The 21,754-nt window shown below is 69.5% G+C and carries 14 protein-coding genes and 1 pseudogene; 13 read left to right on the top strand and 2 right to left on the bottom strand.

Annotated elements, in window-relative coordinates; all coding sequences use genetic code 11:
• The 13 genes and pseudogenes from KBI44_14330 to KBI44_14390 all read left to right on the top strand — a co-directional run.
• Nucleotides 1–1,509, top strand: a 1,509-nt coding sequence (locus tag KBI44_14330; GenBank protein ID MBP9145660.1) for an FG-GAP repeat protein, incomplete at its 5' end; no start/stop codon positions are given.
• 55 nt (nt 1,510–1,564) lie between these two features.
• Nucleotides 1,565–3,328, top strand: a complete 1,764-nt coding sequence (locus KBI44_14335) for a type II/IV secretion system protein (GenBank protein ID MBP9145661.1) — start codon at nt 1,565–1,567, stop codon at nt 3,326–3,328.
• 44 nt (nt 3,329–3,372) lie between these two features.
• Nucleotides 3,373–5,607: a hypothetical protein gene (locus KBI44_14340; protein ID MBP9145662.1), complete on the top strand. Its 2,235-nt coding sequence runs from the start codon at nt 3,373–3,375 to the stop codon at nt 5,605–5,607.
• 3 nt (nt 5,608–5,610) lie between these two features.
• The gene (locus KBI44_14345) at nt 5,611–7,065 is read left to right on the top strand and encodes an MBOAT family protein (GenBank protein MBP9145663.1); all 1,455 of its coding nucleotides are present in this window, start codon (nt 5,611–5,613) and stop codon (nt 7,063–7,065) included.
• A complete protein-coding gene (locus KBI44_14350) occupies nt 7,065–8,372 on the top strand; it encodes a hypothetical protein (protein MBP9145664.1) in 1,308 nt (435 codons plus the stop codon). Before KBI44_14345 ends, KBI44_14350 begins: the two co-directional genes overlap by 1 nt.
• Nucleotides 8,373–8,392: 20 nt before the next feature.
• Nucleotides 8,393–8,929 carry a putative metal-dependent hydrolase gene (locus KBI44_14355; GenBank protein ID MBP9145665.1) on the top strand — a complete coding sequence of 179 codons (537 nt, stop codon included), beginning with the start codon at nt 8,393–8,395 and terminating at the stop codon, nt 8,927–8,929.
• Between the two features lie 175 nt (nt 8,930–9,104).
• Nucleotides 9,105–9,266, top strand: coding sequence for a hypothetical protein (locus KBI44_14360; GenBank protein ID MBP9145666.1), 162 nt, complete (start codon nt 9,105–9,107; stop codon nt 9,264–9,266).
• Nucleotides 9,267–9,277: 11 nt separating this feature from the next.
• Nucleotides 9,278–9,811 (top strand): annotated as a pseudogene (locus KBI44_14365) (cytochrome C oxidase subunit II).
• Between the two features lie 95 nt (nt 9,812–9,906).
• On the top strand, nt 9,907–11,667 hold the full coding sequence (locus KBI44_14370) for a cbb3-type cytochrome c oxidase subunit I (GenBank protein ID MBP9145667.1): 1,761 nt from the start codon (nt 9,907–9,909) through the stop codon (nt 11,665–11,667).
• Nucleotides 11,668–11,680: 13 nt separating this feature from the next.
• A complete protein-coding gene (locus tag KBI44_14375; protein MBP9145668.1) occupies nt 11,681–12,607 on the top strand; it encodes an SCO family protein in 927 nt (308 codons plus the stop codon).
• A complete protein-coding gene (locus KBI44_14380) occupies nt 12,604–14,286 on the top strand; it encodes a cytochrome b N-terminal domain-containing protein (protein MBP9145669.1) in 1,683 nt (560 codons plus the stop codon). The genes KBI44_14375 and KBI44_14380 overlap by 4 nt, the downstream gene beginning before the upstream one ends.
• Entirely contained in the window at nt 14,279–14,815 is a 537-nt protein-coding gene (locus KBI44_14385; GenBank protein ID MBP9145670.1) for a hypothetical protein, read from the top strand. Before KBI44_14380 ends, KBI44_14385 begins: the two co-directional genes overlap by 8 nt.
• Nucleotides 14,816–14,890: 75 nt before the next feature.
• Entirely contained in the window at nt 14,891–16,702 is a 1,812-nt protein-coding gene (locus tag KBI44_14390; protein ID MBP9145671.1) for a hypothetical protein, read from the top strand.
• 13 nt (nt 16,703–16,715) lie between these two features.
• Here KBI44_14390 and KBI44_14395 read toward each other — a convergent pair whose 3' ends face one another.
• Nucleotides 16,716–18,809 (bottom strand): S9 family peptidase, encoded by a 2,094-nt coding sequence (locus KBI44_14395; GenBank protein ID MBP9145672.1) that lies wholly within the window; start codon nt 18,807–18,809, stop codon nt 16,716–16,718.
• A 91-nt stretch (nt 18,810–18,900) separates the two neighbouring features.
• On the bottom strand, nt 18,901–21,564 hold the full coding sequence (locus tag KBI44_14400) for a hypothetical protein (protein ID MBP9145673.1): 2,664 nt from the start codon (nt 21,562–21,564) through the stop codon (nt 18,901–18,903).
• Nucleotides 21,565–21,754 lie beyond the last annotated feature (190 nt).

The raw sequence follows: 21,754 nt of genomic DNA on the forward strand, positions 1-21,754 counted from the left end.
CAACCCGGAGAGCTCGGCCCCGTCGGCACCCAGTTCTGGAGTCAGGCCTCGGACGGCCTCGGAATCGGCCCCCAGGCCGACGCCGGTTTCGGCACCGCGCTTGCCGCTGGCGATTTCGACTGCGACGGCTTCGACGACCTCGCCATCGGCATGCCGGGGGACGACCTCGTGGGCGCTCCCGCAGGCGGCCGGGTCCTCATCCTCTTTTCCGACGGCAGCGGCCCCGCGGCGGCCGATCGTCAGATCTGGTCGCAGAACAGCCCGGTGATCGAGGACGACGGGGAGCCCGACGACCTCTTCGGGGAGGTCCTCGCCGCCGGCGACTTCGACGACGACGGCTGCGACGATCTCGCCATCGGCGTCCCGAGGGAGGATTTCGACGCCGCCCTTTCGGTCGGCGCGGTGCACGTGCTCTACGGCAGCGAGCTCGGCCTGACCGGGGACAATGACGACTTCTTCCATCAGGGCCTGGCGAGCATCAACGGCCTCGCGGAGGCCGGCGACCGCTTCGGCTTCGCGCTCGCCGTCGGCGATTTCGACGACGACGGCATCGACGATCTCGCCATCGGCTCGCCGGGCGAAGGCATCGAAAGTGAAGCGGTGGCCGACGCCGGCGCAGTGCACGTCCTGTTCGGCTCCGCCGGAGGGCTCGTGACCGCCGGACAGGTCCTCTTCTACCGTGGCCAGGGATTGAACGGCTCGCCGCAGGAGAACGAGGAGATCGGCATGGTGCTCGCCGCCGGCGAGTGGAATCCGATCACCGCCGGCAGCGAGCTCGCGATCGGCGTCCCGTTTCACGACCTCGGCGACGTCGACCAGGCCGGCGCCGTGATCCTGGTCTCCGACATCCCCGGCGCGCTCTTCGATGCGATCTACACGCAGGACACCGCGGGAGTTCCCGGCGTCGCCGAGGAGCTCGACCGCTTCGGCGCCGTTCTCGCCGGCGGCGACTTCGACGGCGACGGGGTCGACGAGCTCGCGGTCGGCGATCCGATCGAGAGCCTCGAGGGTCCCTTCGTCGGCGCCGTCGGTTCGGTCACCGTGCTGGATTTCGACGGCGACGGCCATGTGCAGTGGCTTCAGGACGACCTCAACCCCGAGAGCTCCGAAACCGCCGACCAGTTCGGCAGCGCCCTCGTCGCCGCCGACTTCGACGCCGACGGCATCGACGATCTGGCCATCGGCGCGCCCGACGAGGACCTCGGGCCGATCGACCAGGCCGGCCTCCTGCACGTCCTCTACGGCGAGGCCGGCGCCGGCCTGGGCAACGGCCGCGACCAGATCTGGCTGCAGACCCTCGATCCGTCGGAAGGCGACGATCGATTCACCGGAGCGCTCGCCGCCGGGCACTTCTCCGGCCACTCCGGCGCCGACCTCGCGATCGGCGCGCCCGGCGAGACGCTTGGCGGCCTGGCGGCAACCGGTGCGGTGAACCTCCTGTTCTCGCAGGCTCTCTTTCTCGACGGCTTCGAGTCCGGGAGCTCGGCCGAGTGGGGGCCCACCCCCTAGCGCCCCGAGCCCGCTGCCCTGCGAGTCGCCGCCGCTTCCGGTACACTCGCAGGGTATGGCGCTCGCACCCCACTTCGTCGCCGACGTGCTGCAGCGACAGGGCCTCATCTCCGCCGCTCAGGCCGAGGAGATCAAGAAGGAGGCGCGCCAGCTGCCGTCGCGCGCCAAAGCCCCGTCGACCTACGAACAGAAGGCGGTCGCCTACGATCTCATCGGCTCGTTGCGATTCCCGAGTCTTCGCGACCCCAGGGTCACGATCGGAGAACAGGAGATCGCCCAGGCCATCGCCGCCGATTCCAATCTGGAGTCGGTGCAGATCGACACGCTCTCCCTCGACGCCGACCTCATCGAATCCAAGATCTCGCGGCCGTTCGCCAAGCGCCATCGCATGATCCCGCTGTCGATGACCAACGGCCGCCTCAAGGTCGCCTGCGCCAATCCGTTCGACATCGAGGGCATCGACGCCTTCCGCCGCATCGCCGGCCGGGACCTCCAGCTCGTCGTCGCCTCCGAGCCCGACATCCTGCGCGCGATCACCGAGTTCTACGGCCTGCGCCACTCCGTGAAACGTGCCGAGCGCGACCTCTCGGCAGGCATCGATCTGGGCAACCTCGAACAGCTCGTCCGGATGAAGAACGAGTCCGAGATCGAGTCGAGCGACCAGCACATCGTCAACGCCGTCGAGTTCATGCTGCAGCACGCCTTCGACACGCGGGCTTCCGACATTCACGTCGAGCCCAAGCGCGAGTTCTCATTGATCCGCTTTCGCATCGACGGCGTCCTGCACGACATCCAGTCGATCCCGAAGATCGTGCACGCCGCGATCCTCTCGCGGCTGAAGACCCTCTCCCGCCTCGACATCGCGGAGAAACGCCGACCGCAGGACGGCCGCATCAAGACGACACGTGCCGGCAAGGAGATCGAGCTCCGAGTTTCGACGCTGCCGGTCGCCTTCGGCGAGAAAATCGTCATGCGCATCTTCGATCCGGACGTCCTGATGCAGGACCTCTCCGGGCTCGGCTTCTACCCGGAAGAGACGGTCGTCTTCAACGAGTTCATCACCCGCCCCCACGGCATCATCCTGGTCACCGGCCCCACCGGCAGCGGCAAAACGACCACGCTCTACTCGGCCCTGAAATCGATCGCCACGCGCGAGCTCAACATCACCACCATCGAGGACCCGATCGAGATGGTGCTCGAGGAGTTCAACCAGACCGCCGTGCAGGCCAAGGTCGGGATCGACTTCGCCGGCGCGCTGCGCCACATCCTGCGCCAGGATCCGGACGTCATCATGGTCGGCGAGATCCGCGACGGCGAGACCGCGCAGTACGCGATCCAGGCGGCGCTGACCGGCCACCTGGTCTTCTCCACCCTGCACACGAACGACGCCTCGACCTCGATCTCGCGGCTGATCGATCTCGGCGTCGAGCGCTTCCTCATCAGCTCGACCTTGATCGGAGCGATGGCGCAGCGTCTGGTGCGGAAGATCTGCACCAAGTGCATCACCGAACGGATGCTCTCGACCGAGGAGGCGTTCTCGCTGCGGCTCACCGTGCCGGCCGGCAAGAAGATCAAGGTCAAGGAGGGCCAGGGCTGCCACGACTGCCGCGGCACCGGATACCTGGGCCGCTGCGGCATCTTCGAGATCCTGCCGATCGACGAGTCGATCAAACATCTGATCGTCGAAGGCAAGGACGCCCCGGAGATCAAGCGCGAGGCGGTCAAGAACGGCATGCGGACGCTTCGCCAGTCCGCCCTGCGCAAGCTCGCCGAAGGGGTCACGACCTTCGAAGAGGTCGTCCGCGTCACCGGTCTGTAGCGTCTGAAGCCGGATCGGGAGTGGATTCGTATACTCCGCAGTCGATGTCCCCGCTGCCGATTCGCGCCCTGCACCTCGCCCTCGTCGCCTCGATGCTCCCGGGGCTCTCCTGCACGGGCGAATCGTCCGCCCCGGGAGTCACCGGGGGCGAGCCGACGGCGGCACCCGTGGCTGGCGCGGTCTCCGCGACGCCCGCCTCCCCTTCGAGCCCGGCAGCCCCGGCGACTCCGGCAAGCACCGTGAGTCCCGCGCTGTCGGGGACCGACGCCGACAAGATCCTCGTCGTCTGGGAGTCGAATCGCTCAGGGGAGTTCCGCATCTGGCGCCAGGACATTCCCGGCGGCGAGCCGCGACAGATCTCCCCCGAGGAGCCCGGGCGCGACCACTGCTGCGCGAAGCTCTCGCCGGACGGCAGCCGCCTGGTCTACTTGAGCCTCCCGGGTGGAGCCCGCAAGTACGCCCAGGACGCCGGCCCGCTCCATCTGGTCGACGCCGACGGCGGACGGGACCGGATTCTCGTGCCCGCGGCCCGCCACTACGGCGAGCATCGTGCCGCGGTCTGGTGGGGCGAGGACGAGCTGGTCTACATCGATGGCAGAAGCGCGACGCAGTTGCTCCGCCTATCGGCCGGGTCGACCACCGAGCTCATCGGGGCGCGCGCCGCGAGCGCGACCGCCCATCCCGGCGAAGGTTGGCTCGTGGCTCCCGGCGGGCAGGTCGTCTCCGGAAATACGCCCACCTTCTCCGACCACACCGAAGGCGAGGGGGTTCGAATCCGGCCGTCGCTCGGCGGCTGCCAGCCTGCGTTCTCGCTGGACGGCCGCTTCGCGGTCTGGTCGGCGGGTGCCGGCGGCCCGATCGACGCCCTAGATCTCGCCACGCGGCGCAGTTGGACCGTGCTCGAGAAGGGCGATCCGCACCTCCCCGCGGGCCGCGGCTACAGCTACTTCCCGGCGCTCTCGAACGACGCCTCGCTGCTCGCCGTGGGGGCCTCCGCCGGGGAGCACGACCACTTCCGCGCCGACTACGACATCTACGTCCTCGAGCTCGATCCGTCGACGCTCCTGCCCGCCCCCTCCGGCGCGAACAGCGCGCGCGTGGTGGCGCCCCATCCGGGGGTCGATCGCTTCCCCGATCTCTATCGGCCGGCCCGTCCGGTGGATCGCGCCGGCGCGAGGGGCGTCCAGGCTTCGGGCACTTCGGCCACCGCGGTCCCTGCGGCCGCCGAGCCGCACGCCGGCGACGGACTCACCCGGCGCGGCCTGGTCTTTCTCTGGCAGCGCGCCGACGCCGAGAATCGCGTCGCCGCCGACAGCTCGAGCGAGACCCTGCAGCCGCAGGGTCTCGCCTGGGTCGACCGCCACCGGGCGCTCGCCCTCGGCGGCGGCTCGTTCTCGGCCGCCGAGGAGACCGCTCGCCGGCTCGCCGAGACGCTCGTCGCGAAGCACCAGATGACGCTCTCGCTCCTCGTCACGCCCGCCTCGCTCCGCGAGCGCGGCGCGATCGTCGCCTTCTCGGACGGTCCGCGGGCGCGCAACTTCGTTCTCCGCCAGGAAGGCGACCAGGTCGTCTTCGCCCTGCGCACGTCGGACAGCGCAAAAGAGGGGCTCGCAGTCCCGGTCGCAAGGCTCGCGTCGACCGCATCGACCGCCCCGACGCACCTGCTGCTCACCTTCTCGCCCGGGCGCCTGGCCGTCTTCGTCGATGGCAAGAGCCCGGGCGCCGCCGCGGAGCCGATCGCCCTGCCCGGGGACTTCTTTCACTGGCGGCCCCGCGCCCTCCAGTTCGGCGCCGAAGCGAAGTCCGAGGAGCGCTGGCACGGCACGGTCGCCGAGATCGCCATCTGGAATCGCCCACTTCAGGCGACCGAGATCGCCGCCGAGGCGGCGCGCGTCCGGGCGCTCGTCGACGCGCGCCCGGCTGCTCCGCGGGCCGAGCTCGAGTTGCGCCTCCTCGCCTCCTCGCCGGCGCCGGGGCTCGAGGAGATCTCGCCCTACCGCGAGGCCCTCGTGGTCGACGAGCTCGAGGTCGTCCGGCAAATCTCGGGGCCGCCGGTCGCCGCACCCCGGATCCGCGTCGCCCGCTGGGCCATCCTCGACGGTCAGATGCTCGCGCCGCCGCGCGTCGGCGAAGTCCGCCGTCTGGTGGTCGAGCCGTTCGCGGCGCAGCCACAGCTCGAGCCGTTCTATCTCGCCGACCGCCTGCCGGCGGCCTCCGGACATCCCCTCTATTTCGATCTCGGGGCGACTTCGGCGGCCGAAGCCAGCGCCACGCCCTGACCGATGGTCTTCAGCTCGCAGCTCTTCCTCTTCTGGTTCCTGCCGGCGGCGCTGGCCTTCTACTACCTCGCGCCGCGGCGGCTGAAGCATCTCACCCTCACGCTCTTCTCCTACGTCTTCTACGGCTGGGCGAATCCATCCTTCTCGGTCCTGCTCCTGATCTCGACCCTGATCGACTGGATCGCCGGGCTCGTGATGGCCGGGACCACGCCCTGGAGCCGCGCACCGCTCGAGGCTCTGCCGAAAGGGGTGCGTCGCAACCGGCGCGAGCGCTTCGCCCTCCTGCTCTCCGTGTCCTCCAACCTCTCCCTCCTCGGCTTCTTCAAGTATTTCAACTTCGCCGTCGACAGCTGGAACGGCATCGCCACGGCGATCGGAGTGGACGTCGCGAGCCTCGACATCGCCCTGCGCGTGACGCTGCCGCTGGGCATCAGCTTCTACACCTTCCAGTCGATGAGCTACGCCATCGACGTCTATCGCGGCGACGCCAAACCGCTGCGCAATTTCGTCGACTTCGCCTGCTTCGTCTCGATGTTCCCGCAGCTCGTCGCCGGTCCGATCATCCGCTTCTCGGAGGTCGCCGACCAGCTCGCGAACCGCACGCACACGCTGGCCAAGTTCGCGCGCGGCGTCGCCTTCTTCTCGGTCGGCATGGCGAAGAAGGTGCTCCTCGCCAACCCGTGCGGGCAGATCGCCGACACCGTCTTCGACGCCGGAGCTCCGACGGTGCTCCAGGCCTGGCACGGCGTCGTGGGCTACGCCTTCCAGATCTACTTCGACTTCTCGGGCTACTCCGACATGGCGATCGGCCTCGGCCTCATGTTCGGCTTCGTCTACGCCAAGAACTTCGACTCGCCCTACCAGTCGCAGTCGATCACTGAGTTCTGGCGCCGCTGGCACATCTCGCTCTCCTCCTGGCTGCGCGACTACCTCTACGTGCCGCTGGGCGGAAACCGCAAAGGGGTGCGCCGCACCTACATCCACCTCGGTCTCACCATGCTGCTGGGCGGCCTCTGGCACGGTGCCTCGTGGAACTTCGTTCTCTGGGGTGCCTTTCACGGTGTGCTGCTCGCGGCCGAGCGCGCCGTCGGCGTCGAACGGCTCTATGGCTGGATGCCACGTGCCGCGCGCGTCGCCACGACCTTCTCGCTCGTTCTGGTGAGCTGGGTCTTCTTCCGCGCCGCCGACCTCCCGGCCGCGCTCGCCTATCTCGGGAGGATGTTCGGCCTCGGCGCGGCAGGCGAAGGGGCGCCGCTCCTCTCCGGCCTGCTGGCGAGTCCCTATCTGGCGCTCTCCTTCGTCATCGCCGCGGCCGTGGTCTGGGGCGCCGAGCAGAGCTGGACCTGGACGCGGGAGCTCACGCCGCTGAAGATCGCGCTCGCCCTCGCCCTCCTCGTGACGGCGATCGCCGCGCTCTCGACGCAGGATTACAACCCCTTCATCTACTACATCTTCTGATGAGCCAACCCGGAATCCACGCTTCCCAACCCTCGAGGGAAGACCAGGCGGTCGCCGAAATCGCCGCGACGCGCCTCTCCCGGACCGGCGGCCTCGTCCTCACCCTCGGGCTGCTCGCGGCGATCGCCGTCGGTGCCCTGCTGGAAGCGGCGCGCGTCCGCCGCGGCGAGGCGACGGCGTTCGCCGGCGGGGCGCCGATTCCGACGCCAGGGGAGTTCCTCGATACCTGGCGTACCGCCGGTCCCCTGGCCGCGAATCGCGCGCTGCGTGAGGGCATCGCCGCCCTCGAGGACCGGCTCGGCCGCGAATCCGCCCTTTCGGCCGCCCTGCGCCCGGCCGCCCAGACGCTGCTCGCGCGCCATCTCGGCTACGGCAACAGCCAGGTGCTCGTCGGCCGCCAGGGCTGGCTCCACTTCCGTACCGCCTTCGACTACCTCACCGGCCACCCGTTCCTCGCCGGGAGCGAGCTCGCGCGCCGCCGCGCCCACGGCACCCGCTACGCCGTCCCGGAGCCCGACCCCGTGCCGGGCCTGCTGGAGCTCCACGACGTGCTCGCGGCGCGCGGCATCGAGCTCGTCTTCTTTCCCGTCCCGGTCAAGGCGCAGGTTCACCCCGAGACCCTCGCGCGGCTGGGCGGCATTGGCCCGGTGGGCCCGGCGAACGAATCGTTCCCGGAGCTCGTCCGCCGCCTGGGCGAGGGCGGGCTCCCGGTCTACGACGCGTTGCCCGACCTGCGGGCGGCGGCTCTCGCCGGCGAGCGGCTCTACCTCGCGACCGACACGCACTGGAATTCCGCCGGCATGCGCGTCGCGGCTTCCGGGTTGGCGCGCTTCCTGGCCGAGACGACCGCCCTGCCGCAGCGTCCGCCGGCCGGCCTGCGTCGGCGCAGCTTCGCTCACGAGCTCGAGGGAGATCTCACGCGGCTCCTCGGCGCCGGCGTCCGCGGCCCGGTCTTTCCCAACGAGTCGATCGAGCTCGACGAGGTCGTCGGCTTGGGCGGCGTGCCCTACGACGCCGCATCTGCGGCGCCGGCAACGGCGAGCGACGTCCTTCTGTTGGGCGACAGCTACTCTCTCGTCTTCTCCTCGGCCGCGGGGAGAAGCGCCGGCTTCGCCGAGCAGCTCGCCTTCGCGCTCGATCGCCCGATCCGGCGTCGCGCCAAGGTCGCCGCGAACAATCTCTCCGATCGCGTGCAGTGGCTGCGGGAGGATCCGTCACTCCTTTCGGGCGTGCGCGTCGTGATCTACGAAGTCACCGCGCGGGCGCTCTCGTCGGCCGACTGGTCGGGCGCCGGACTCGAACCTTGAATTCACCCACGGAGGAAACGATGATCGACCCGAACGACCTCAGATACCCCATTGGCAAGTTCGCCTACGCAGCGGCCTATACCCCGGAGCTCCGCGATCTCCACCTCGATCAGATCGCCGCCTGTCCGGCAGAGCTCCGGCGCGCAATCGACGGACTCTCTCCCGGCCAGCTCGACACGCCCTATCGGGACGGCGGCTGGACGGTGCGGCAGGTGGTGCATCACCTGCCCGACAGCCACGTGAACGCCTACGTGCGGCACAAGCTCGCAGCGACCGAGGATCAGCCGACCATCCGCCCCTACAAAGAGGCGCTCTGGGCCGAGCTCCCCGACGCCAGGAGCGCCGACCCGACGCTTTCGCTCGCGCTCCTCGACGCCCTCCACGCGCGCTGGACACACTTCCTGCGCGCACTCCCGCCGGAGATGTTCGAGCGCACCTTCCTCCATCCGGACCTGCCGGGCCCGGTCCCGCTGGCGAAGAACATCGGCATGTACGCCTGGCACGGCCGCCACCACGTCGCCCAGATCGACGCCCTGCGCCAGCGCAACGGCTGGTAGCGCCTGCGCCGCTGGTCCGCCTCCAATCGGCGGCGGAACCGGCGCCTCCGTCACCGAACTGAGGGAAGCTCGACCCTTCCTGACCGCTGTATGACGCCCGTCATGCAGCGGTTTTTGCTTTTCTCCTAAGTTCCCGGGAACGCGCAACACTGGCTTTCCCGCGAAGGAGGGAGACATGAACGAACCGGGCAACACCACCGAGGCGATTCCGCTCGGACAGCGTCTGTTCGATCGGCCGTTTCTGCTGCTCGCCGCCGGACTGATCGTGATGTTCCTCTTCTATACCGGATGGGGGCTCTGGGAGATTCTCAGCCTGCCCGCCGGAAAGCTACCGTAAGGAGGCCTGCCATGGAATTCCATTCCGGCGTCGTCCCGCCGCAGGGCGTCTGGTGGCGCCCCGCAGGCAAGCAGGAAAAGCTCTGGGTCGCGATCGCTTTCGCCTGGTGCATGGTGCTCTTCGCCATGATGCCCTTCTGGCACATCAAGGGCGGTCAGAACCCCTCCGGCATTCGCAGCCGCGTGACGCCCGAAGACTTTCTGGCGCGCGTCTTCACCTTCGTCGAGGACTACAAAGTCAGCGAAGAGAATGGCATCCCGCTGGTCGCCCCGCCGCCGGGTAGCGACGTCTACCTGCTCGGCCAGATGTGGCGCTGGTATCCGGCGCTCGAGCTCGAGGAGGGCGTGAGCTACACCCTCCACCTCTCCTCGATCGACATCAACCACGGATTCAGCCTCTACCCGGCCAACATCAATTTCCAGGTCATGCCGGGCTACGACTACGGCCTGGTCATCAAACCCAACAAGCCCGGCGAGTACCGCATCGTCTGCAACGAGTTCTGCGGCGTCAACCATCACAACATGCTCGGCCGCATCGTGGTCCGGCCGGCGAAACAGGTGGCGCAGGCAACCTCGCAGGGGACCCCGCAGACCCTGCAGATGACCCCGATACCGGCCCAGGAGACGACGCGATGAGCACCATGGCCACCACTCCCGCCGCTGCCGGTTCCTCGAATCCCGACTCGGCGCTCTGGCGCCTTGCATCGCGTCTGTGCCCGGTGACCGGCCTCCGGGTCAACCGCGACTCGGAGCTCCTGGTGCGCTGGAACGCGGTCGTCGGGATCGTCTTCCTGCTGGTCGGCGTGGTCGCGGCGCTGCTCCTGGCGCTCACCCGCTGGCAAGCGGTGCAGCTCCTGGCGCCGACCTGGTTCTACCGCATCCTCACCCTGCACGGCCTCAACATGCTGATCTTCTTCATCATCTTCTTCGAGATGGCGATCCTCTACTTCGCCGGACCGATCGTCCTCGGATGCCGGCAACCGGCGCCCAAGCTCGCCTGGGCCGGGTTCAGTCTCATGCTCATCGGCGCTCTGCTGGTCGACGTCGTCGTGCTCATGGGCCGGGCGGACGTACTCTTCACCTCCTACGTGCCGCTCAAGGCGCATCCGCTCTACTACCTGGGCATCATCCTCTTCGCGGTCGGAGCGCTCATCGCCACCCTCCTCTTCTTCGCCGCGCTGGTCGTGGCGAAACGCGAGAAGAGCTACACCGGATCGATGCCGCTGGTCTCCTTCGGCGCGCTCACCGCGGCGATCATCGCGGTGATCACGCTGCTCCACGGCGCGGCGATCTACATCCCGACCTTCCTCTGGTCGATGGGGTACATGAACGTCGACCCGGAGGTCTACCGCCTGATGTTCTGGGCCCTGGGACACGCCTCGCAGCAGATCAACGTCGCCGCGATGGTCTCGGTCTGGTACCTCATGGGCGGCCTGACGATCGGCGCCGTGGTGCTCAACGAGAAGGTGAGCCGCTGGGCGTTCGTCCTCTACGTGCTCTTCATCTCGATGGCCTCCGCCCACCACCTGCTGGTCGATCCCGGCTTCGGACCGGCGTGGAAGGTCTGGAACACCAGCTACGCCATGTACCTCGCGGTGCTTGCCTCGATGATCCACGGCTTCACGGTGCCGGCCGGCATGGAGACCGGCATGCGCTTGCGCGGCTTCGTCAAGGGCCGCTTCGAATGGCTGAAGAAGGCCCCCTGGTCGGACCCGGGATTCTCCGGGACCTTCCTCTCGCTGGTGATCTTCGGCTTCATGGGCGGCATCACTGGCGTCACCCAGGGGACCGAGCAGATCAACATCCTCGCGCACAACACGCTGCGTATCCCCGGCCACTTCCATGTCACCGTGGTCGGCGGCACGGCGCTCTCGTTCATGGCGCTCACCTACTACGTCATTCCCCTGATCTTCCGCCGCAAGGTGGCGTTCTGGGGCGCCGCCAAGTGGCAGCCGTACCTGTTCGCGATCGGCATCGTGATCCTCTCGATGTCGATGACCTTCGCCGGCAGCTTCGGCGTACCGCGCAGGAGCGCCGACATCTCGTTCGCCAAGGCGCCGTTCACGCTCGAGTTCCCGCCGATCGTCGACCTGCTGCTCGCCGGAATCGGCATCGGCGGCACGATCACCTCGATCGCTGTGCTGCTGTTCATCGCGATCGCCGTGAAATCGGTCTTCTTCGGCGAGAAGCTCGACTTCGCGGCGATGCAGCCGGGGATGCCGGGCGTGCCGCAGGGCGTGGTGAAGCTGCCTGCCCAGACCCATTCCGGCGAGAACGCCGAAGCGGTCCACAAGAGCGGCGCTCCGGGCACGATCGTTCTGGTTTTCGTCTTCCTGGCGGTCTTCATCCTCTACTACTTCGCCAACTGGAAGGTCCTGTCGATGATCTGGAAGATCGGCTGACCGGATCGCCTCCATGAGCACCCTGCCCGATCCAGCGCTTCCCCCGCATCGCTTCGCCGTCGGAGCCCTCTTCCTCTGGCTCGTGGTCACGGTCGGCTGGTGGGTCCTCGCGTTTGCGCCCCTGCCGGTACCGGCGGAGTGGCTGGATCAGGCAAGGGCGGTCTGTTTCGGCTCGTCGCCGTCCGGACTGCCGGACAATTACGGCTGGGTGCTCCTGGTTCTCGGACCGCTTTCGATGCTCGGTTTTCTGGTCGCCGTCTGGGGATCCGAGCTGCGCAGCGCTCTGCAGCGGGCGGCGCGCCGCTCGTGGGGCGTGGCGCTCATCGTCTGGATCGCGGCCGGCCTCGTGGGCGGCAGCCTCTGGGTCGCCCGGCGCGTCGACGGCGCACGCCGCGCCGCCGCGGCCTATGCTCCCCTCGCCGAAGAAGAACGCCTCCCCGACGCCTATCCGCGGACCTTCGATCCCGCGCCGGCCCTGGGTCTCGTGGACCAGAACGGCGCGACTCTCGGGCTCCCCGAGCTCGCCGGCAAGACCGTTCTCGTCTCTTTCGCTTTCGCGCACTGCGTCACGGTCTGCCCGGTGCTCATCGGTACTCTCCACGCTGCCATCGAGGGCCTGCCGCCGTCCGAGACCGCGGTCGTCGTCATCACCCTCGACCCCTGGCGCGACACGCCCGCCAATCTTCCCGCTATCGCCAAGGCCTGGCGGCTCGAGCGCATCGCCGACGCCCGGGTGCTCTCCGGCGAGGTCGAGCAGGTGAACGCCGTGCTTGCGGAGTGGGGCGCGGGTGGCAATCGCGACGAAGCCACCGGGGAGATCAGCCACCCCGGGCTGATCTTCGTTGTCGACGCGCAGTCCCGCATCGCCTTCCGCTTCCTCAATCCACCGCGCGGCTGGCTGATCGATGCCGTCGCCCGCCTGCACCGCGAGGGCCGATGAGCTCGACTTCCCCTGTTTCCCGGCAGGACCCGCAGCTCGACGTCGGCTCGGCCGGTCCGCCGGCGGCGGTCCGCTTCCTGCGCTTCTGGACCGATCCGGTCGAGCGCCTCCTCGACCGGATCTACGGTTCGAAGTGGAACCCGTTCTACCAGAGCGGCAACCTGGCCGTCCTCTTCTTCCTGGTCTCGCTCGCCTCCGGCCTGGTGCTCTTCCTCTGGTACCACATTGCCGATCCGTACGGCTCGGTGCGGGAGATTCACCAGGGCCTCCCGGGAGGGGCCTGGCTGCGCTCCCTCCACCGCTACAGCGCCGATCTCGCGGTGGTGGCGATCGTCGCGCACCTGGTACGCAAACTCCTCCAGGGGCACACCTGGGGACCACGGGCGCTCGCGTGGATCTCGGGCGTCGTCCTGCTTCTCGTCACCCTGTTCTGCGGCTGGACCGGCCTGGTCATGGTCTGGGACGTCCAGGGTCAGGGGATCGCCATCACCGGCGCCCGCCTGCTCGATCTCCTGCCGATCTTCTCGGAGCCGATCAGCCGCGCGTTCAGCGGCGACGTGCCGCCGGCCTCCTCGTTCTTCTTCATGACGCTCTTCCTGCACGTCGCCCTGCCGCTCGGGCTCGGCGCCCTGCTCTGGCTGCACGTCTCGCGGGTGTCGCGGCCGGCGCTCCTGCCGCCGCGCCCGATGATCCGCTTCCTGCTCGTCGTGATCGCCCTCGCGGCGCTCCTTGCGCCCCTGGAGCTCCCGCCGGCAGCCGACCTGCTGGCGCTGCCGGGGGTCGTTCCCACCGATCTCCTCTACGCCTTCTGGCTGCCGCTCGCGCAGCGGCTCCCGGCCGGCGCCCAGGCGGCGCTCTGGGGCGGACTTCTTGTCCTGCTCTGCGCCGCACCCTGGTGGTGGCGGCCACGGCGCGCGATCTCGGTCTCGTCGGTCGACGAAAGCCACTGCACCGGCTGCACGCACTGCTACCAGGACTGCCCTTACGAGGCGATCGCCATGGTGCCGCGGACGGTCCTCTCCCAGACCTCGCTGCTGGTCGCCCGGGTGGATCCCGACCGCTGCGTCGGGTGCGGGATCTGCGCCGCTTCCTGTCCGCCGATGGGTGTCGGACCCCAGAATCGCGACGGCCGCGACCAGCTCGCCGCCGCCCGTGCCTACCTCGACCTACGCCAACCGTACGGCCCGACCGGGCGCGAAGTGGTCCTCATCGCCTGCCGGAACGGCGCGGCCGCGCACCCGGAGACGCTGGCCCTTCCGGGCGTCGAGCTCTACCCGACCGGCTGCTCGGGCTCGGTCCACACGTCGGTCCTCGAACTGCTGATCCGCCGCGGCGTGGGAGGCGTTTTCATACTCTCCTGCCCGCCGCGCAACTGCTATTTCCGCGAGGGTCCGAAGTGGCTCGAAGCGCGCCTGGAGAACGGCCGCGACGCCGCCCTGCACCCCCGCGTCGACCGCCGGCGGGTGGCGTTCGCCAGCTTCTCGGCAACCGAGAGCGCCGCGATCTGCGCCGCGCTCGTCGCTTTTCAGGGCACGATCTCCGCGCTCGCGACGACCGCGGAAGCGGAGCCCGACCTCGAGGTCGTCTGCCTGCCACCTCTGGATCCGAACGCCCCCCCGACCCCGGCGCCCCCGGGCAACTCGAAGCGGTCAGCGCTGGTGGAGGTGACCGATGTCTGACCTGCGCGTCGCCAGCCTGCTGCGCCTCGGCCTGCAGGTCGCGGTGGCGCTCGGCCTGCTGCTCGGCGTGCAGGCACTGGCGCACCTGCCGCTCGGCGCGCCGCCCGAAGGGGCGGCCATCCGTCTCGCCGTTCGGACTTCGGCGGGCAAGCTCGAGATCTGTCGCGACGTCCCCGCCGAGGAGCTCGCGCAGTTGCCCATCCACATGCGCCAGTCGCGCATCTGCGAAGTGCAGCCGGTGGCGTATCGGCTCACGCTCAGCGTGGACGGCATGCCCTTGCGTGCCATCCATGCCGAACGCCGCGGCATGCGCAGTGACCGCGCCCTGGTCATCGACGATCTCGTGCCGGTCGCCGCCGGACGGCGGGCCCTGGTCGTCGCGCTCGAGCCGGAAGTGCCACCGGGCACGCCGGAGGCCGGCGCCGCGGTGCTGCCGCGCGGCGAGCTGCGGCAGACGATCGAGCTGCTGCCAGGGCGCATCGCTCTCGTGACCTGGGAGGCGAGCATAGGCCTCGCTGTCCGGCAGTAGCTGCGGCGCCGGAAGCCTGGCGGCTTCGCAGCCCGCCCTCGACGCCGGAACACAACGGCGTACAATCTGGCGATCGTGTTCCCTCTGCCTTCGCATCTCCTCGAGATCGCTGCTCAGCCGACGGTCCGCTTCGCCGACACACCGTTCCCGCTGCTCCTCGTCGCGCACCATGCTGCAGAGTCGACCGGCATGCTGGTGGCGCGCCGCGGCCCGATCGAGAAGCGCGTCGTGCTCGACCGCGGCGTGCCCGTCGAGTGCCGCTCCAACCTCGCGCACGAGACCTTCTCCCGTTTTCTCGCGGCGGCCGGCAGACTGACTCCCGAAGAGGCCAACGCCGTCCTCGCGCGCTCGGTGGCGAGCGGCGTCCTGTTCGGCGAGGCGCTCGTCGCCGAAGGCAGGATGGAGACCGTCGAGCTGCACCGTCTCCTGCAGCAGAGCCTGGCGCGCAAGCTCTTCGACCTCTTCACCTGGCGCGACGGCGAGGTTGCCTTCGAGAACGGCCCCTTCGCGACGGCAGCGGCGCTCAAGGTGAAAGTGCCGCGCCTGGTGCTCACCGGTGTCGAGCGCTTCGTCCCCCAGGAGACGATCGACGCGGCGATCGCACCGCTCGCCGGCGCGCTCTTCGCACGCCACCCTGAGGCCGCGGCGCTCGCCGAGGAGCTGCGTCCCACCGAGCGCGAGCGGACGCTGCTCGCTGCGCTCGAGACGCCGCGCCGCCTCGAGGAGTTGTTGCCGCTCGCCGCCCTGCCGCTCGAGGAGCTCTCGAGACAGATCTGGGGCCTGGCGATCCTCGGGCTGGTGATCCCAGCCGACCGCCTGCCGAGCCTGGCACGCAGATCCGAGCCTCCGACAGCAGCCCGGCCAGTCTCCGCTCCGCCGCCAACACACGATGCGCCGCTGGCTCCGACGGCTCCGATGCCTCCACTGGCTCCGACAGCTCCCGTAGTTTCGGTGACCGAGGTCGCTTCGTCGCCTCCGACACCTCCAGCGCCAGAGCTGGCATCGACTACGGCTGCGCCGTTCGCTCCAGCCATCGCGCCGCCATCCGAAGAGCCGGCGAGGGTTCGCGAGCGCGTCGCGGAGGCGTTCGGCAAGTTGCGCGGACAGGATCCGTTCGACCTGCTCTGCGCTGCCGACGCCACGACTGTCGACGAGATTCGCGAGCGCTACTTCGCCTTCGCGCGCCTCTTTGCGCCCTGGCAGTTCTCGTCGCCCGAGCTCCGCAGCGCCGCGCCGGCCGCTGAAGAGCTCTTCGCCGCCGGTGCCCTGGCGTTCGCGCGACTGAGCGACCCGAAGGAGCGCGAGGCCTTGCGCGCCGCGCGGCGCATTCGCCAGGGCGCGACGGCGCCGGCGATTGCGGCACCGCAGGTCCCGGCGCCGGAGAGGGGAACGCCTGAGAAGTCGTCCGCTCCAGTGGCGGCCGCCGCGGCGCCCCCGCCGCTCTCCGGCCCGGGAGCGACGCACCGCTCGGCGGGACCGACTCCGGCCTCGTTCCGCATCGAGACCGATCTGCTCGATCCGGAGGTCCAGTTCAAGAAGGGGCGGACGCTCAAGGAGGCCGAGCGCTGGTCGCAGGCGCTGCAACAGTTCGAGTTCGCCGCCGACTGCGACGCTCAGAACGGCGCCTATCGCGCCGAGGCTGCCCACTGCCGGTTCCTGCTGGCGCCGAGCTCCATGGCAGCGAAGAGTCTCGATGAGCTCAAGGAGGCGCAGCGCATCGATCCGGAGGCGGTGACGCCCTACCTCTACGCCGGTGAGATCGCCGCTCACCTCGGCCGCTACGACGAAGCCGAGACCTATCTGCGCACAGCGGCGAAGCGCCTCGGCCCGGCCGACCGCCGGGCGCTCGACGCGCTGCGCGACCTGGCCAAGAAGCGCAAGAAGTAGCCGGCGTCGGACGTTACAGAGCCGGCGCGGCCGGGGCCGCTGTCACCGCCGGTGGCGTCGGAGGTGTCGGGCTCCCCGGCTGCAGGTACTTCCCCCACCAGGCGAGGAAGCGCTGCAGGCGATCGCGTTGGTACGAGGGCACGGTCAGGCCGTGGAACTGGTCGGGGTAGATGATCAGCTGGGTGTCGAGCCGCAGGCTTCGTAGCGCCTGGTACATCTGCTCGGAGCCGGCCAACGGCACATTGAAGTCCTTCTCGCCGCAGAGGAAGAGCGTCGGCGTCTTGATCTTGTCGGCGCGGAAGAACGGATAGGAGACCCGCGTCCACAGATCCTTCGACTTCCAGGGCAGCCCGATCTCCTGCTCGTACTGCACGACGTACTGATCCACGCCGTACATCGACATCTGGAGCGAGCTGCCGGCGCCCGAGACTGCGGCCTTGAAGCGGCGATCGGAGGCGATCGTGTAGTTGGTCAGGATGCCGCCGTAGCTCCAGCCACCGAGGCCCAGCCGGTCGGGATCTGCCACCCCCAGCCGCACCGCTTCGTCCACCGCACCCAGGAGATCCTGCACCTCCTTGTTGCCCCAGTCGGCGTAGATCGCCTTCTGGAAGGCGGAGCCCCGGCCGGCGCTGCCGCGATAGTTGACCTCGAGTACGGCGTAGCCGTTCGCCGCGAAGAGCTCGCGATCGAAGTTGAAGGAGTAGTCGTCCTGCCCGTTCGGCCCGCCGTGGATGTAGAGCACGGTTGGCAGCTTCACGCCCTCGACGGCGCCGGCCGGGCGGGTCAGGAGACCGTGGACGACCGTACCGTCCTTGCTCTTCGAGGTGAAGTCCGCGACGGTCGCGAGCTGGAGCTCGTCGCGGAGCTTGTCGTTCTGGTGGCTCAGCGGACGCAGCACCCCGTTCTCGAGGGCGTGAACCTCCGTCGGCTCACCCGGAGCGGTGGCGAGGACCGCCATCTCTGCGTCCTTGCCACCCGCCGCCAGGCTCGGCTCGGTCACCACGCGACGCCCGGTCGTCAGCGCTTCGACGGCGCCTCCGGCGGCAGCGACGCGGCCGATCCAGACTGCGCGGTCATCCTCCACCGAGAAGACCAGCGCCTGGCCGTCCGAGGTCCAGCTCGGATTCTGGACGGCTCGATCGAGCCCCGGCGTGAGGAACGTCGGAGGGCCGCCGCCCGCAGGGACGACGGCGAGCTTGGCCTGGTCGTAAGCGTAGAACTTGTCCACGTCGTCGACCAGGATGGCGATGCGCGTGCCGTCGGGGCTCCAGTCCGGCCGCCCCACTTCGCCTTCCGCGGTCTTCGTCAGCTGCACGGGCACGGCGCCGCTCCGAGCCTCGATCGCGAACAGGTCCTCGTTCTCCGTCCGGTCGGGCTCGGCGTGGGCGCGCTTGCTCAGGAAGGCGATCGTCTTGCCGTCCGGCGACCAGGCCGGGTCGCTGTCATCGAAGTTGCCCGAGGTCAGCATCGTCAGGCTCTTCGACGCCAGGTCGAAGAGCGCGATGTGGGAGTAGAGCCCTTTCAGGTAGCCGTCCCGGTCCTGCTTGAAATGGTAGCGATCGAGCACGACGGGCGGCGCCGTCTTTCTCTTCCAGCCCTCTTTCTTCTCAGGTTCGTCGTCCGCGTCGAAGTCGCTCACCACCAGCGCCAGCCGCGAACTGTCGGGCGACCAGACGAGATCCTCGACGCCGCCCTGGATGTCGGTGAGCTTCACCGCCTCGCCGCCGGCACGATGCAGCAGCCAGACCTGGCCACCCTTCTTCTTCTCGTCCTCGTCGCCGCGCGAGGCGATGAAGGCGAGATACTTTCCGTCCGGGCTGAAGCGCGGATCCGACTCGTCCTCGGGCGAGGAGGTCACGCGGATCTCCTCGCTGCCGTCCCAGCGCGCCATCCAGATGTCGGTGTCGCGCTTGTCCTTCTCGACGTCGCTCGAGCGCACCGTGTACGCCACCCACGCCCCCTCTGGCGAGCGCTGCGGATCCGACACCTCGCGCAGCCGCGACAGGTCCTCCAGCACGATCGGCCGTTTGGCGGCAGCAGCGGCCGGGTGCAGCTGATGTCCGGCGACGACGATGACGGCGAGCGCAAGCCACGGGATTCGACGCATGAAGAGCCTCCGCGAAGATCATACGGCCGGAACTGCACGATCCAATCGTCCCGATCGTTCCGCCGCGATCGCTGACGATGGAAGCACCTGCCTAGGGTGTGGCCGTCGGCTCAGTTTGCGGGCTCGCTGGTGTCGGCACGGCGAGCAGCTCCTTGCCGGAAAGACGCCAGAGCTCGGGCGCCGGAACCGGCGGCGACACGGCTTCGGGCGGCGCCACCGGAGGCGGCTCTTCGCCCTCGAGGGGCTCCCGGGGCTCGGGCACCGTCGCAGACTCCGCGGCGCTGGTCGCCGGCGGATCGAAGACGATTCGACCGCCCTCGATGCGCAGCCGGCCGACCGCCGGACGCGCCCCGAGAGGCAGCGTCGCCACGTTCTCGGGCCGCCCGTTTCGATCCTCGAGAGCCGCCAGAAAGAGGGTCGGCCCCTCGCCGACTCCGCTCCGAGCGAGGAGGACGGCCGCCTCCTCCCGCCCGTCGCCATCGAGATCGCCGCGCGCGATGCTGCCGGGGACGATCTCGAACGGCGCCGGGGCGGCTTCGATCCCGTCGTCGGCATCGAGCTCGGCGAGCTCGGAATCGGCGAGCGACAGGGGTTCCGCCGCGAGACCCGAGAAAGAGACCGAGGCGAGCGCCTCCTCGGAGAAGCTCCCCGCAGGATCCACTTCCGACTCGCTCGTGGAGAGATCGAGCCCCTGCGCCGCGTACCAGTTGCGAGCCCCGAGCAGCTTCATCCGCCGGCGTTCATCATCGAATCGGACTCCCAATCCCAGTTTCCGCCAGCCGACGAGCAGGATGCCGGTCTTGTGCTCGGCGCCGAAGCGGACGCGGGCGCGGATCGTGGCCTTCTTGAAGGGCATGCTGAACTCGTCGAGAGTGAAAGTCTCGCCCGCGTAGGCGAATCCCGATTCGGCCTGCAGGTCGCGCACGGTGAGCAGGCGCTCGACCCACCGCGGCAGGTTGCGGCGGGTCTCGAAAAGCCCGATGAAGGGCACGGAGTCGCGGAGCCGGACGCGCAGGTGGCCGCTCGCCGCGGATCCGGGTGGCAGGTCGATCTCCCCCTCGGGCAGCTCGATCCGCGCCCACCAGCCGGTGCTGCCCCCCGGGGCCTTAGGCGCTGCGACGGGCGGCTCGTCGCCCGCCAACTGTGGGCTCTGGAACTCGGTGAGCGCGATGCTCGTGCCGGCGAGATCGAACCGACCCTCGGGCAGGGACGCCGTGGCGAGGGCGAGATCGATCTGCATGCGCCCGTGGAGGTCGAGTTCTCCATAGCGCACCTGGACGTCGTCGAGAGCGATCTGGATTGCGCCGCGGCCGGCGAGCGCCGGCAGCTCGAGGTCGAACGCGCCTTCGGCCCGCCCGGAGCCGCCGACCAGCGCCACTCCCGCTGAAGGCGGCATGAGGCCGGAGAGCGTTGCGAGGTCCGGCACCCGCGCCTGGCCGAGGTCGAGCTTCGCCGAAGCCTCGAGGCTGGCGAGCTCTGAAAGCTGCAGGTCGCGCGTCGTGGCCACCACGACCAGGCCGTCGCCGACGATGTCGGGCTGCTCCGCCGCGCTGCGCCGGATGCCGAACTGCCGGAGGTTCACCCGCCCCTCCGCCTTGCTTCCGTGTTCGTCGCTCGACACCTCGAAGCTGCCCAGGACGTCGCCCGTGACATGGAACTCGAACGCCCGCGCCGCGTAGTCGTCCTGACGGAACTCGACCTTCGTGCCGGGCTGAAGGGCGCCCTCGACGAGGCGGATCTCGCCGGAGATCTCGGCCGTGTCGTCGTCGAGCTGCAGCCAGGCCTGGGGCGGCAACGACGCGAACCAGAAGCGGCCGCCCGACACCCGGCCCGACACCTGGACGGCGGCGGTGACGTGAGCGAGCGTCGCCAGTCCGCGATCCTCCTGATAGGGATAGCGCGCGACCGCGAGGTCGCCCTTGCCGGCCAGCGCTTCGCCGAGGATCAGATCGCCAGCGTGGAGGGTGCTGTCGCGGAATTCCAAGGCGGTGCCGAGAAGCTCGATCTCCCGGGTCGGCAGATGGAGCGTGAGCGCGCCGGTAGCCTTCGCCGTGGTGGTGATCCGAAAGCGATCCATCCAGATCTCGCGCACGCCTGTCGCGTCATAGCCGGCGATCTCGACCGTCCACCGCGGAGCGACCGCCGGCCCCGGCGGCGGCGGCGCGAGCGGCGCAATGACCGGCAACGCGAGGTCGAGGTCGAACGCTGCCCGCGCCAAAGGCGCTGCAGGTGCCGGAGCCAGAGCCGAGAGCGCGCGCTCGCCAGGGACCGCCGATGGGGGCTGCGACGACTCCGCCGGCGCTGGCGCGGGCAGGGATGGCGAGGCCTCCGGCTGAGATTCCGGGGCGTTCGCTTCCGGAAAGGGTGCCTGAAGGGGCTCGCGCAACAGGCTGAACTCGACGCCCGCCGCCTTCACCCCCGCAAGCCTCAGGCGCCGGGAGGCGAGGCGCCAGGGGACCAGCCAGCCCGAGGCCTGGTCGACGTGCGCTCGCCAGCGTAGGCGCGGCGCCTGGCCACGCGCCTCGATTCCGGAAGCCGTCGCCCAGAAGGGGAACCAGGAGTGCGCCGAGTCGAAGGCGACCGCGAGTTTGTGCGGGCGGCGATTCAGAATGCGTTCGGCGACACCGGAGCGCACCGCCACCTCGAAACCGGCGACGTAGAGAACCCAGGCCGCGACAAGCCCTCCGAGTATCCGCCGCGGACGAACGCCGCGACGCGGTGGCGATACCGACTCAGGCGGCGCGGAAGCGCTCAATCGAGACTCTCACCGGGACGGCGCAGGTAGGTGCGTAGCATGGACGGGGATCTCCCGACCGGATCCTAGGCCAACCGTGCCACCGCCGAGCCGCTCCGATGGCGATCTTCACCAAGGGGCAAGAGACCTCCCGCTGTCACGTTCGAGCTCGCGAGTCCGTTCTGTAAGGTGCGACCACAACTCTCACCCG

Source organism: Thermoanaerobaculia bacterium, from assembly GCA_018057705.1.
Taxonomy (GTDB): Bacteria; Acidobacteriota; Thermoanaerobaculia; order Multivoradales; family JAGPDF01; genus JAGPDF01.